This window comes from Paenibacillus lautus NBRC 15380 (assembly GCF_004000945.1).
Classification (GTDB): domain Bacteria; phylum Bacillota; class Bacilli; order Paenibacillales; family Paenibacillaceae; genus Paenibacillus_AQ; species Paenibacillus_AQ lautus.
Genome location: NZ_BIMF01000024.1, coordinates 49,543 through 61,719, shown reverse-complemented (window position 1 = coordinate 61,719; position 12,177 = coordinate 49,543). Strand labels below are relative to the sequence as shown.

Genomic DNA, 12,177 nt, shown 5'->3' with positions numbered 1-12,177 from the left:
CATGACAACCTGGAAACTGATGGCCATACAGTGCAGGATGGAACTGCTGCGGATGGTACGCAATCCATATTATATTTTCTGGTCGCTTGCTATGCCGATTCTGTTCTATTTCATCTTTACACGGGTCGTGAATACGGGGGCCGACGATACCGGACAATGGCAGGCGCATTATCTCATGTCGATGGCATCCTTCAGTGTTATGGGCACCGCCATCATGTCGCTCGGCATTCGCCTCGTGCAAGAGAGAGTGCAGGGCTGGGCCGTTTATATGCGGGTTACGCCGCTTCCCGGCAGCGTGTATTTCTTTGGCAAAATGTTTGTGCAGACGGTCATGCATCTGCTCTGTATCATCGTGATTTTCGTAGCCGGCTATCTGATTAATGGCGTCTCCCTCACCTTCGGACAATGGCTGCTCAGCGGACTGTGGATTCTGATCGCATCCGTTCCGTTTCTTGCCATCGGCACCCTGATCGGCTCCATGAAGCGGGTCGATACGGCAAGCGGCGTCAGCAACGGCATTTACTTAGGGCTGGCCGTGACGGGCGGGATGTGGTTCCCGATCGAGGCGATGCCTTCTATTATGCAAGCTATCGGCAAGTGGATGCCCTCCTACCATTTCGGCGGGGGTGCCTGGTCGATCGTGCGCGGAGAAGCGCCGGGCTTGGATAATTTCATGGTTTTGACAGGATATTTGGTAGTATTTATGTTACTATCCACCTATATTCGGAAAAAACAACAAGCCGATTAAGGGGATAGGATGATGGCTTTATGAAAAAATTGAAAGACGCGAAATCTGCAGGGTTTGAGGTGTTTCCAACTCAATTGGGGTTTTTCCCCTATTTATGGCTCATTTATATATCCCTGCCCGTGATCAACATGATGAGCGAACAAGGATGGAAGATGGGGATCGGCTTTACGCTTATTGCCTTGTTTCTCGTCACGTACCGCCAGCTTTACTTCGCCGCTGGAACGCCTCGTTTTTTCTGGTGGCTCGGCATTCAAATGTCCATCATTTTTATCCTCTGTATGTGGTACCACCCAACCTATATGTACATGGGTTTCTTTACTGCCAATTTCATCGGCTGGTATACCGACCGGCGCAAATTCACGATATCCCTTGTGCTGTTTGGCATCATCGAGACCGTTCCTTTAATCAAAAACGCGAGCATGCTGGGATGGAAGGATCTGGTCTTTATGATTCCTTTCTTTCTCATCATGCTATTCTCACCCTTCGGTATCCGCTCACTGAACCGGCGACAAGAGTTGGAGAAGGAGCTCGCGCAGGCTAACGAGCAGATTCGCAATCTGATTAAAGGCGAAGAGCGGATGCGCATCGCCAGGGATCTTCATGACACCTTGGGGCATACCCTCTCCCTCATCACGTTGAAGAGCCAGCTTGTCGAGAAGCTGGCAATGAAGGATCCCGAGAAAGCCCAATTGGAGGCCCGAGAGATTCAGAACACCTCGCGCGCGGCGCTGCGCCAAGTGCGTGAGCTGGTATCCGATATGCGGACCGCCACCTTGCCCGAGGAATTGGTAGAGGCCCAGATCATTCTGGAGAGTGCCGATATCCGGTTTATCTGCACCGGTGATCCAAAGCTGGAGGGAATATCCGACCTGGCCCACAATATTCTGAGTCTCTGCTTGCGGGAGGCCGTAACCAATGTGGTGAAGCACAGCCAAGCAAGCCAGTGCCGGATTGCCATCGAGTCGCTTGATAATGAGTGGCGTCTTGAGGTGGCCGACAATGGAGTTGGTCTTCAATGCAAGGAAGAGGATGCGTCCTCTTCCAATAGTAATGGCCTGAAAGGCATGGTGGAGCGATTGTCCCTCATCGGGGGCACCGTTGAGGCCAGCTCCGACCAACAAGGCACGATATTAGACATTCGTGTTCCGATCATCATCAAGAACCGGAAGGAGGACACATCCCATGAGCATCAAAGTGCTGATCGCCGAGGATCAGCGAATGCTGCGCGGCGCTCTGGCTTCCTTGCTTGATTTTGAAGACGATATTGATGTGATTGGTCAAGCCGGCGACGGCAATGAAGCTCTATCCCTGATTGCTTTGCATCAACCCGATGTATGCCTGCTCGATATCGAAATGCCTGCGCGCAGCGGTCTCGAAGTGGCGGAGGAAGTGAAGCTGCGCGGTTATGCCAGCCGGGTCATCATCCTTACCACGTTTGCCAGACCCGGTTATTTCGAGCGGGCCGTGCAGGCGGGAGTTCAGGGATACCTGCTTAAGGACGAGCCCAGTGAACGGCTGGCAGAAGCCATCCGCCAGGTAATGGATGGGCGGCGGGAGGTCTCCCCTGAGCTCGTATTCGGTACGCTTTCGGGTGCGGGTGCCAATCCGCTGACCGAACGCGAACGGGAAGTGCTGCGGTTGGCTGCAGACGGGAACAGCTCCAATGAAATTGCGTCGAAGCTCCACTTGTCCTACGGGACGGTCCGCAACTATATGTCCGAGATTTTAAGCAAGCTGAATGCCAAGAACCGGATCGAGGCCATCTCGATGGCGGAAGAGAAGGGCTGGATATAGCCTCCTTGCAGCTTGATCACACACCTTACCCTCGTCTTGAAGAGACGAGGGCTTTTGTATTTCACAGCGCAAACAGGCCCATTTGGGTCTGTTTTTTTCTTTTTGATTGACACATCCTCCCATCCGGCATTATAGTATGTTACAAGACTAACATACCGACAGGGTGATATCATGAATTCCAGGTTTGACGAAGGACAGCCGATTTTTCAGCAAATCGCAGATATGATTGAAGATGACATATTGAACGGGACATACCAAGCGGATGATCAGATTATCTCGATGTCGCAGTTCGCGAGTACTTTTCAGGTCAATCCCGCAACAGCTGTAAAAGGCATTGCCCTGCTTGTCAATGAAGGGATTTTGTACAAGAAAAGGGGGCTGGGCATGTTTGTTGCAGCAGATGCCAAACAGATCATATTGACCAAGCGACAGGATCGGTTTTACAACGAACTCGTATTGAAGCTGCTTGATGAAGCCGAAAAGCTTGAATTGACCACCGAGGATGTTATTGAAATGATCAAACAAAAGAGATAGGAGATGAGCAGATGAACGCAATACTTACCTGTTCCAATCTGAGCAAGAGTTACGGGCGTACGGAAGCGGTCCGAAATCTGGAGCTCCAGCTGGAAGAGAATACGATCTATGGTCTGCTGGGCCGCAATGGCGCCGGAAAGACTACGCTGCTTAATATGATGACCGGCGGATCTTTTCCCGACTATGGCAGTATTCAAGTTTCGGGGGTAACGCTTAAGAGCGGGGAAACTCCCAAAGGAATCTGCTACGTCAGAGAGAAAAATTTGTTCTTCGGCGGTGCCAAGGTGATGGATGTGTTGCGCCTGGCTTCGGCCTTTCACGAGAACTGGGATTGGGACTATGCCCAGAGCCTGCTGAAGACATTCAAGCTGAACCCGGACAAAAAAATCCGCCAGCTATCACGGGGTATGGAATCTCTGGTCGGAAACATAATCGGTCTGGCCAGCCGGGCCCCGATCACCGTATTTGATGAACCGGTGCTGGGATTGGATGTGCTCATGCGAGAGAAATTTTATCGCGTCCTGGTTGAGGATTATGCCAATCATCCCCGGACCATCCTGCTCTCGACCCATCTGATTGATGAGATCGCAACCGTCGTTGAGAAAGTCTATATCATGGATTCCGGCGCTATGTTATTGCATGACGATGTTGACCATATCCGCGCCAATTCCCATCTGTTGACCGGGAATCAGGAGCAAGTCGAACAATTTACGAAGGATCGTCACGTGATCTATAAAGAATCTTACGGTAAGGGTTCCTTAACCGCGATATATGGAGCCATTCATGAAGCAGACCGTGCACAAGCCAACAAGCTTGGTATTGCTATTGACGGTTTACCGCTGCAAAAGTTTTTCTCCTATTTAATCGAAGGAGGGCAATCCATTGAATAAAACCACCGCGCTCATGAGGGCTTCATTTCTTCAGCTTCGACCTTATCTCTTGGTGATGCTCGGCACCGTTGCGATTAGTATGATTGCAAATGTTATCGTAAGCCTGTCTCTTGGAGACAGTTCGGAGAATACGCAGGTGTCTGCGGCCAACCTCCTTACGGTGCTCCTGTTATTTGTAGGCAGTGTACTCCCGGCAAGCTTGTTCCGGCGGGTGATGAATTTAGGAGCTACTCGAAAAGAATATTATTTTGGCATGCTCCTGGTTTACTCCCTTTGGTCCGCCATCTTTGCTGTCCTCAATATCATCTGGCTTCAGGTGGAGATCGGCTTTATACGACAATATGAGAATACCTTCAACATCCTTGAAATCTTTGGGTGGAATCAATTCGGAATCGTTGGCATGTTCTTCTATCAATTCGGTGCTTACCTGCTTCTTATTTCGTTACTGAATCTGCTGTTCTCCGGTCTGCGTCATGTACTGGGCTGGGTGGTCTGGGTGGTATTTATTGCGGCAATCCCTATCTTTACATCCATTCCTTCACTTCGGCATACGCTGGCTGATGGCTTGCTGGCCCTTCTCTTCAACGATTCGCTGCTGCAAGGACTCGGACTCACGCTGATCGTCTCCCTCGTTCTGCTGGCAGGAGGCTGGTGGTTCACGGCCAGACGCACCATCGCTTAAGCTTGTTTCCCCTAACAACGCGTTAATGGATCACTCTAGCACGAAAGGAATGATGGATCTTGAAAAAGGATGCTGTCCCCCATGAAGTGTTCCAGTCCTTTCTGTTATGGATCATTGCCATTGGTGCAGGGGTATTCGAGATGACCCTGGCTGTCATCGATTCGATATCCAGCCTAACGGGTGCTGGAATTGTCGGTATTCTCATTCAAGTCGCAGCACGAACGATGATGTTCGCTGTCCTTGTTTACATCATGTTCAGAATGCTTCGGGGTAATAATTGGGCGCGTATCGCACTGGCTTTGTTTTTAGGCGGGTTTGGCATTCTCTCCCTAATCATTGACCCCATCAAATGGCTCATTACAGGAGGTTCCCTTTGGGACGCCTTCGCTAATGCAGACAATATTTCCATACTATTTGCCTCCAGCCGTACCCTTCATATTATCGCCGTTGTTGCAGCCTTGATTTTTATGTTCAGACCCGCGGCGAATCGGTACTTCAAAGCTGAAACGTAACCAACCCACCAACACCGGCTTGATCTTGGGATCAACAGAACAACAGCCCCTGGCCTATTCAAGGCCTGGGGCTGTTTCATGTAGGTCAAGCTCGCTTCAACCATTCTTCCTCGATGAACTGCATCATTTCAAAAGCGCCACCACCGGCATTGGAAGCCACTACAAGGGTATGACCGGTGGCCGGATAATAGGCAGACCGAAAATTCACACCCGGGTCATAACCCATGACGTGGTATTTAAACACATCCTCATTTTTCTTGGTAATCCACACGCCAAGCCCATAATGCAGATCACTGTCCGAAACGTACATATGTGAAGCCAGCAGCTTCTCCGTCATGGATGCGGTGAGCAGCGTGTTATTCATAAGCGATCCCCATAACTTCACCATGTCCGGTGCCGTCACATACGCCCCGCCATCGGCATAACCCTGAATCGGAATGGCATACTGGTTCGTTCTCCACGTGCCGTCTTCCTCATCGATATACCCGTAAGCCGTATTTGCGGGTAGACGATCCAACGGGAAATATCCCGAATCCTGCATGCCGCACGGCTCAAAAACAAACTGCTGAACATAGTCGCGAAACGGCATTCCGGCATGCTGCTCAACGATCAGGCCAAGCACCACAAATCCTGCATTGTTGTAATGAAATCTTTCACCGGGCTGAAATTTCATGCGCTCATCCTGGAACAGAGGAAGGAAATCCCTTCCGTTCCGGAGTGTATACATGGGAACCGCCTTCCACAGATCCTCAAAGTCATCCATGATCTCTTCATCAAAATAATCCGGAATACCCGAGCTGTGGCTTAGCAAATGCAAAATGGTAATCTCCGGGCTAAAATGAGGCAGCGAAATATCCAGACAATCGCTTAGCTTGATGTCCAGCGATAGCTTACCCTGTTCGATAAGCTGACAAACCGCAATAGCGGTAAACAGCTTACAGCCTGAGGCAATGCCAAACCTGGTGTCTGCTTGATTCGGGATGCGATCGGCCCGGTTTGAATAACCAAAGGCACCGTCCCATACGATGTTGTCATTTTCATCTGTTACGAGCACAGCTCCCGAAAAACGGATACTTGCGGCAAATTCCTTCATTTTATGTATCATCACGAACCCCATCCTTTATCTGGTTAGGGGTATTTTAACATGATTCTGGATGAGGGTCTTGGTACAAGATCAGTATAATGAAATATTCCCCCCTTATGTCCGGAATGAAGGTTGAAGCTCCATAGGAGATTTCATTAGGCCTGCGCTGCCCCAACCATGAAAAAAACCCCTCCTGCCAACCATGTCGAATTCATCACTTGATGAGATGAACGCTTCGATCACAGTCTTCTAGTGGGGATTATAAAATGTATTCGCTTCTATCCTAATGTCTCCACATCATCAGCAGGATCACCGGGACCGCAAAAATAAGCAGCCCGGCACCAATCATCGAAGCAACCTGCAGCATGAATCTGTGCTTGGTTGGACCGGACGTCTGCAGCATTCCGCATTGAGCGCATCGGTTAGAGGCAGGGTATACCTCGCCGCCGCAGCTGACACAATTCCCATTATTCCTCATGAATAACGCTCCTTTACTTGGAAAGACAACATCGACATCTAAGCATTTCTTTATCGTTTAACATGTCTTATGGACGGAATCCTCACGGATCCTATCCATGAGTACTTTATTAATGTTCATTTATTTGTGAATATTATCACATAAATGCGATAACAAGTAAAGGCATAAATGATTTATATTCCATCTCATCCCTCCGCTCCTCCATTGCAAAGTTGCTCCGTGCCAACATAAAAACAGGAAGCCTGCAGCTCCCTGTCCTATACTTCATTCTTATTCTTTATAACAATTGATCCTAATACTAAGCCAATAAGCCCTGCGAAGGAGGTTTTACTTGTTCTTGGCATGCAATACCAAATTCCCTACTCCACCAATCGCAAACAACAGTGAAACGATTCCAAATCCCCATTGCCAAGAGCTTCGATCCGTAATGAAAACGACCACCAAGAACGCTATCGCGGCCAAAAAATTAAGCAGCGCAACGATCAAAAATTCCTTTTTCTTCATTATTCATCCTCTACATTCCTACAGAATCAAATCTGTCCAGTCTATAAACCACTGTGGTGATCATATCATATTTTTGCTTATGAAGTATGATCGTTTATATGAACTTACGGTACAAAATTAACCGTCTGCTCCGTCCACGCCGCATCGTCAAATGCCTTGGCCACTCCCTGTTCAGCAATCTTCGCCTTCAACACATATTTCCACTTCACCGAAGCCGACCATGCCTGTTCGAACAGAAACGGACTCAATTGAATCTCGTGCTCGCTTGCCCATGCCGCCATAACCCGTTCCCCATCGATCGACATATCGAAGCCCTCTTTAAACCAAGGATGCTCCTGATCCTTGGAAACACCGGGTGCATTCATGTTTACATAGAGCGAGATATCATCGCACAGCTGCAGCAGGCCAAACTGCCTGTGAACCACATCTTCATCGGGAAATGGAAAGTGATCACGCAGCCGTTTTTGCCGATCCAACTCATCATGGTAGAATTCCACCAGCGGCGCTTCGGACGCATTTTTCATAAATGACGCAAAATGAAGGCTGCAGAGATACCCTGCATAAGGACTCATCGCTTCGATCTCATCAACGCCCTTGGTATACATTAGCATTTTCGGCATGACCGGATAATCGATAAAAGTGAACGGAGTCCGGCTTGCATCATTCCAGATCGGCGTATCATCCATCCGAATCCAGGCGCGGTCATGCTCGGTTATAGCCAGCAGTACTTCTTCCCATACCGTCTCATCCATAAACAGATCTCTTCGAAAGCCCCGGGCCACATCGCCCGAGAAGCGGCCATGGTCGTCCTGGGTCGTCATAACAAAAGCATCTTCCGTCTCGCGAATGATCATCCGATTCTCTCCCTTCGATTCGGTCTTACCCCAGATACGCTTTTCGCTTCATCACGGCAATAATATCTCTGGACTGGCCTTGATGCACGCTCGTATCGAAACACGAGATCAATTCCCAGCCGTCAATCCCGTAACTGTTCAGTAAATCCTCGAATTCCTCCTCGTTCACTTTACCCCCAAGGAATCCTCCGGTTTTGTATTTCAGCGTTTTGTATTCCCATTGATCCATAGTCGGCATCCTCCGTTATCCCATTGATTTTGACAACAAACCTCGCGACCTTCCAACCTGCAGACAAAAATCAGTTCGTATCCCCAACATAGCAAACCACGGGGCGCGCAGCCTTATCCTGAAGTGGCTTGACCAGGGAGCGAGGGTATACTCGAATCTCATCCAATGCGGACAGATCGATCCATTCCACACCCACCTGATATTCATCCGGGTTATGTCCTTGAAACAGGTCCCCCTCGTCCGCCAAACGGCATTCAAAATAAAACTCCACTTGGTGCACGTCGAAATCCCATTCCGCGAACTCGTGGTTGGACCCTATGTATTCACGGACATGCAGCAGATCTTGAACCTCGACCTTGCGCCCGATTTCCTCCAGGCACTCTCTGACCACGGCCTCAACCAAGGTTTCCCCCTTTTCTTGCCCGCCGCCAGGGAACAGATAGAAATCCCCCAAATGGTCTGCGTTTTTCGTTAGAAGAATTTGATGATTCCGCATAATAACGGCCTTGGCCGAGTTTCGTATCGGTTTCATGGGCTGGCTCCTTATCGTATCGGTTTCTAGTTCTATTTTCTATTGTAGCAAATATAAATCCTCCATAGGCCAAGCTGCAACCCGCACAGATACATGTATATAACAAGCCGGTGTCCTATGAGCATACTCAAAGAATACCGGCTGTATTATTGCGCATCGTGAATATGTCTGCCCAGCTCCCGAAGCATCTAGCGCCTATATGAGCCACTCACCCGCTTCTTTCGAACAACGGCAGCCACCCACACAACAATCAGCAGGATCAGTCCCGCCGCAATCCAATTCTTGATGACTTCCCACGGAACACGAGACCCGCCATACTCACCCTCATAACGAGCCATGACATAACCTTCCTGCGTCTCAACCGCGATGGCGGATTCAGGAGCGATTCCTTGGATGGCATAGTATTTCGTTCCCTTTGGGTAAATATTAGAGAAGTTGCCGCCGTAGGTCCCTTCCTGATCCGTATGGTAGGTGACCTTCCCCACCACGTCTCCAAGAGTGGACTCATCCACGCGGTCCTCTGACACAACAAAAATCTTCCCGCCATTCACGACAAATGGATATGCCCAGGAAGCAACCGCAGCGGGCGATGAACAAATCACCAGCAACAGCAGCGTGACCAGCGATATTTGCATAAGCCGACCCGCACGGCGAATATCGACCATGGTTCACCCCACAATTCATGTTATCTGTAGAACCGGATGGCTATTTCACCTGCTTGCTTCTCCCATCGACGATCAGCTCGATGCCCGGCTCGTTCGTTCCACCTGACATCCTGTAGGAAGAGTCAGGCTGTTCCAAGAAACCCTCAAAGGTTTCATGGACCTGCACCACCCCTCGCGGCCGAACCGTAACCACCTTAGGCTCGAAATCAACCATCCTTCCGCCAACATCCACGCTAAGCGGGCGTACCGTAACCTGCCGCTCAGTGCCGTAACTGTAAATTTGAATCTGGCAGCGTGCCCGAATAGCCTCGTTCTCTGTACGATAGTCGCATTTGCTGTCTTTTTTGGAATAGGCGACGGTGGATATTCCGCTCGAATTGAAGTTCGCCACAAACATGACGGACTCCGATACGAATGGAAAAACAACGATCCATGCGACGCAGCCGAACATCACCCTGCTCATGATCTTCGGATAACGTGGGCGATAAATACGCGTTACCCACAGGATGCCGATCGTCAATAAGATAAGACCTGCGATAACGGGCAGATGAAGCCCATAATTGCCTTGCTTAGTCCATGGAGAGATCCCTGACCAGCGAAACAGATCATCCCCGAACGAATAGCCCAGATGCTGGTTGGAAATAAAGAGCAGACCCAGGACGATGGCAGAAATGGAGAGGATTTTGCCTTTCAGTTGTATCTCCTCCTTGACAAACCCATTTTCCACATTATAACAAATAAGAAGACCTGTGGTAACCAACTTTAATCCGCCTTATGCACGGGTTTATTCTCCACGATCGCGAGCCTTGTTCCACTCTTGGCTTCATGCAGCAGCTTCCGGTCACGATGGATGAGACATAACAGCACATGAATGAACACAACGCCGTCCAGCAGCAATATCCCCAGCGCATACATCGCAAGCAGGACATGAGAGCCGGTGACATTAACCGTAATGAGCAAGGCATGGAACCCGCCCCATACCACATACAGCAGGCCGTTGCGCACAATCACTTCCTTCAGCTTCAGATGTTCGCCTGCTCCGCGGATCTGGACCCGGACGACCCATTTCCCCAGCGTCTGCCCCTGCATCATATAAGGCAGCACGATATAATATAAAATCACGGCAAAGAAGTATGCACCCCTCACGTTCATCACGGTCAGCACGCCAATGGTCGGTAGCATGACCGCTGCATCTATGCCAAAAGCAATGGCCCGGCGCGTATAACTGACCCTCTTCTGCGACAGATCCACCTTGTCATCCAAACGATCCAGGCGGGGCAGGTGATTTTTCATCCAATCCGCAAGCACAAGGCCCATCATTCCGCCCAGGGTATTCATCAGCAGATCGTCCACGTCAAACAATCGGTAAGGGTGATCATAGAAGCCGTAAATGCCGGTTACCTGGGTTACCTCGAAGAACAGCGACAAGCCAAATGAGGCAGCCAGACAAACAACCCAGGACGCCCGCGCATAATAACGAAGGAACATGCCGAACGGAACCACGAGAAATACGTTAAACACGACCTGCAAGAAGGCTCTTTCCTTCAACAAATGCATGTAAGTCGATGGCTCGCCCCATACCACCTTGGTCTCTTTCAATATGTCTTGTATAAAATTCAGCGGAATCCACTGCATAACCGAGGCTACATTCATCGGAGCATTATGCCGCGAGGCAGGCAAAGGAAGGAGCACCAGATACACTGCGTTCATCATGTAGAGCAGAAATAGATACAGCAGAAATCCCCGGAATTTATTAAAATAACCATATTTGCGATACTGCACAATCAGAAAGGGAACTGCGCACAGCAAAGCCGCTATGGGAAAGGTTAAAAATGCATAAGATATTGGAAACAGGTAGGCTTCCAGCATGCTTTCGTTCACTCCCTCTGTGATGTTCTACTTATAAGTTACAGGATCAAGTTTAAATGACGGGGATTCCTTCGTTTAAAATGCGTTTAAAAAAGGCACACCCGCGTCATCATCGGCCCTGTTGTTAATCCGGGGGTTATGGCTACAGCCCAAAACCGAATAACCCACACCAACAGTGTGGGCAGGATCACCATATGCAAAAAGCATTTGATGCAATGTCATTGGAATAATGTGGTCGTCATGCCCGCCTTACGCGTAAGTGATGATGGGAGGGTCGGCCCCTGTCTTGCTTCCATGAAATCCCGCTATTCCTTCCGCTTACGGACCGCTTTTCCAAAGCTGATCTTCCGGGGAAGCCCCAGCTTAAACTCTTCACGGTGCCCGTTCCACTCAATCTTTAGGGTTAGAACCTTGTTTGGGTTCATCATATCGAGCAGATGCTCCAAATCCAGCTTCCCCTTGGTTTCCTTCATGGCAGCATGATCGATCCCCACGACAATTCTGCCTTCCATGGAGTAGCCCGTCATATCTTCCAGCCGATAGTCTACCTTGCCATGGTCGAGGAGTTCCTTTCCTAAGTACTGCAGCTTCAGCTTTCCGCCAAGCGAATCCTGAAACACGGTAAACTTCGCATTGACCTTATCCTGATGGGTAATGGCATAAGTCGCTTTCCACTTCTCACCCTTGCCTATAAAGGTCATGGCTTTATTTCGATTCACGGGGACACCCTCCTCACGCAGAACAACCGGTTATCTCGATTCGGCTTATATAAATGATAACGAGTGAAAGAATGAAATGGTTG

General features: G+C 49.5%; 17 protein-coding genes. 7 read left to right on the top strand and 10 right to left on the bottom strand.

Going from position 1 to position 12,177, the window contains the following annotated elements; translation table 11 throughout:
* Position 1: 1 nt before the first annotated feature.
* The 7 genes from PLA01S_RS27645 (at position 2) to PLA01S_RS27615 (ending at position 5,160) form a co-directional block, all read left to right on the top strand.
* Positions 2-748 (top strand): ABC transporter permease, encoded by a 747-nt coding sequence (locus PLA01S_RS27645; RefSeq protein WP_127595070.1) that lies wholly within the window; start codon positions 2-4, stop codon positions 746-748.
* Between the two features lie 20 nt (positions 749-768).
* Entirely contained in the window at positions 769-1,998 is a 1,230-nt protein-coding gene (locus PLA01S_RS27640) for a sensor histidine kinase (RefSeq protein WP_127595068.1), read from the top strand.
* A complete protein-coding gene (locus PLA01S_RS27635; protein WP_127595066.1) occupies positions 1,931-2,542 on the top strand; it encodes a response regulator transcription factor in 612 nt (203 codons plus the stop codon). Before PLA01S_RS27640 ends, PLA01S_RS27635 begins: the two co-directional genes overlap by 68 nt.
* Positions 2,543-2,713: 171 nt before the next feature.
* Positions 2,714-3,076, top strand: a complete 363-nt coding sequence (locus PLA01S_RS27630; RefSeq protein WP_076326172.1) for a GntR family transcriptional regulator — start codon at positions 2,714-2,716, stop codon at positions 3,074-3,076.
* Positions 3,077-3,087: 11 nt separating this feature from the next.
* Positions 3,088-3,966: an ATP-binding cassette domain-containing protein gene (locus PLA01S_RS27625; RefSeq protein ID WP_127595064.1), complete on the top strand. Its 879-nt coding sequence runs from the start codon at positions 3,088-3,090 to the stop codon at positions 3,964-3,966.
* Positions 3,959-4,648 (top strand): hypothetical protein, encoded by a 690-nt coding sequence (locus PLA01S_RS27620; RefSeq protein ID WP_127595062.1) that lies wholly within the window; start codon positions 3,959-3,961, stop codon positions 4,646-4,648. Before PLA01S_RS27625 ends, PLA01S_RS27620 begins: the two co-directional genes overlap by 8 nt.
* Positions 4,649-4,707: 59 nt before the next feature.
* Positions 4,708-5,160, top strand: a complete 453-nt coding sequence (locus PLA01S_RS27615) for a hypothetical protein (protein ID WP_127595060.1) — start codon at positions 4,708-4,710, stop codon at positions 5,158-5,160.
* Positions 5,161-5,245: 85 nt separating this feature from the next.
* Here PLA01S_RS27615 and PLA01S_RS27610 read toward each other — a convergent pair whose 3' ends face one another.
* From PLA01S_RS27610 to PLA01S_RS27570, 10 genes are all read right to left on the bottom strand, one after another.
* Positions 5,246-6,265, bottom strand: coding sequence for a serine hydrolase domain-containing protein (locus tag PLA01S_RS27610; RefSeq protein ID WP_127595118.1), 1,020 nt, complete (start codon positions 6,263-6,265; stop codon positions 5,246-5,248).
* A gap of 262 nt (positions 6,266-6,527) precedes the next feature.
* The gene (locus PLA01S_RS27605; protein ID WP_127595058.1) at positions 6,528-6,722 is read right to left on the bottom strand and encodes a hypothetical protein; all 195 of its coding nucleotides are present in this window, start codon (positions 6,720-6,722) and stop codon (positions 6,528-6,530) included.
* A 327-nt stretch (positions 6,723-7,049) separates the two neighbouring features.
* On the bottom strand, positions 7,050-7,226 hold the full coding sequence (locus tag PLA01S_RS32160; protein ID WP_009595674.1) for a hypothetical protein: 177 nt from the start codon (positions 7,224-7,226) through the stop codon (positions 7,050-7,052).
* A gap of 104 nt (positions 7,227-7,330) precedes the next feature.
* On the bottom strand, positions 7,331-8,080 hold the full coding sequence (locus tag PLA01S_RS27600) for a DUF3891 family protein (RefSeq protein ID WP_127595056.1): 750 nt from the start codon (positions 8,078-8,080) through the stop codon (positions 7,331-7,333).
* Between the two features lie 25 nt (positions 8,081-8,105).
* Positions 8,106-8,309 carry a DUF4177 domain-containing protein gene (locus PLA01S_RS27595; RefSeq protein WP_009595662.1) on the bottom strand — a complete coding sequence of 68 codons (204 nt, stop codon included), beginning with the start codon at positions 8,307-8,309 and terminating at the stop codon, positions 8,106-8,108.
* 70 nt (positions 8,310-8,379) lie between these two features.
* Entirely contained in the window at positions 8,380-8,841 is a 462-nt protein-coding gene (locus PLA01S_RS27590) for an NUDIX domain-containing protein (protein ID WP_127595054.1), read from the bottom strand.
* 188 nt (positions 8,842-9,029) lie between these two features.
* Entirely contained in the window at positions 9,030-9,506 is a 477-nt protein-coding gene (locus PLA01S_RS27585) for a hypothetical protein (protein ID WP_127595052.1), read from the bottom strand.
* Positions 9,507-9,546: 40 nt separating this feature from the next.
* Positions 9,547-10,266, bottom strand: a complete 720-nt coding sequence (locus PLA01S_RS27580; protein WP_246059883.1) for a cytochrome c oxidase subunit 3 family protein — start codon at positions 10,264-10,266, stop codon at positions 9,547-9,549.
* Between the two features lie 2 nt (positions 10,267-10,268).
* Complete coding sequence (locus tag PLA01S_RS27575) at positions 10,269-11,375, bottom strand: VanZ family protein (RefSeq protein WP_127595050.1); 1,107 nt, start codon at positions 11,373-11,375, stop codon at positions 10,269-10,271.
* Positions 11,376-11,680: 305 nt separating this feature from the next.
* Complete coding sequence (locus PLA01S_RS27570) at positions 11,681-12,094, bottom strand: hypothetical protein (protein WP_127595048.1); 414 nt, start codon at positions 12,092-12,094, stop codon at positions 11,681-11,683.
* Between the last annotated feature and the right edge of the window lie 83 nt (positions 12,095-12,177).

Coding starts and splice junctions, on each gene's coding strand:
- PLA01S_RS27640 (WP_127595068.1), top strand. CDS start 769: ATGAAAAAATTGAAAGACGCGAAATCTGCAGGGTTTGAGGTGTTTCCA.
- PLA01S_RS27600 (WP_127595056.1), bottom strand. CDS start 8,080: ATGATCATTCGCGAGACGGAAGATGCTTTTGTTATGACGACCCAGGAC.
- PLA01S_RS27575 (WP_127595050.1), bottom strand. CDS start 11,375: ATGCTGGAAGCCTACCTGTTTCCAATATCTTATGCATTTTTAACCTTT.
- PLA01S_RS27635 (WP_127595066.1), top strand. CDS start 1,931: ATGAGCATCAAAGTGCTGATCGCCGAGGATCAGCGAATGCTGCGCGGC.
- PLA01S_RS27610 (WP_127595118.1), bottom strand. CDS start 6,265: ATGATACATAAAATGAAGGAATTTGCCGCAAGTATCCGTTTTTCGGGA.
- PLA01S_RS27595 (WP_009595662.1), bottom strand. CDS start 8,309: ATGGATCAATGGGAATACAAAACGCTGAAATACAAAACCGGAGGATTC.
- PLA01S_RS27590 (WP_127595054.1), bottom strand. CDS start 8,841: ATGAAACCGATACGAAACTCGGCCAAGGCCGTTATTATGCGGAATCAT.
- PLA01S_RS27585 (WP_127595052.1), bottom strand. CDS start 9,506: ATGGTCGATATTCGCCGTGCGGGTCGGCTTATGCAAATATCGCTGGTC.
- PLA01S_RS27605 (WP_127595058.1), bottom strand. CDS start 6,722: ATGAGGAATAATGGGAATTGTGTCAGCTGCGGCGGCGAGGTATACCCT.
- PLA01S_RS27625 (WP_127595064.1), top strand. CDS start 3,088: ATGAACGCAATACTTACCTGTTCCAATCTGAGCAAGAGTTACGGGCGT.
- PLA01S_RS32160 (WP_009595674.1), bottom strand. CDS start 7,226: ATGAAGAAAAAGGAATTTTTGATCGTTGCGCTGCTTAATTTTTTGGCC.
- PLA01S_RS27630 (WP_076326172.1), top strand. CDS start 2,714: ATGAATTCCAGGTTTGACGAAGGACAGCCGATTTTTCAGCAAATCGCA.
- PLA01S_RS27645 (WP_127595070.1), top strand. CDS start 2: ATGACAACCTGGAAACTGATGGCCATACAGTGCAGGATGGAACTGCTG.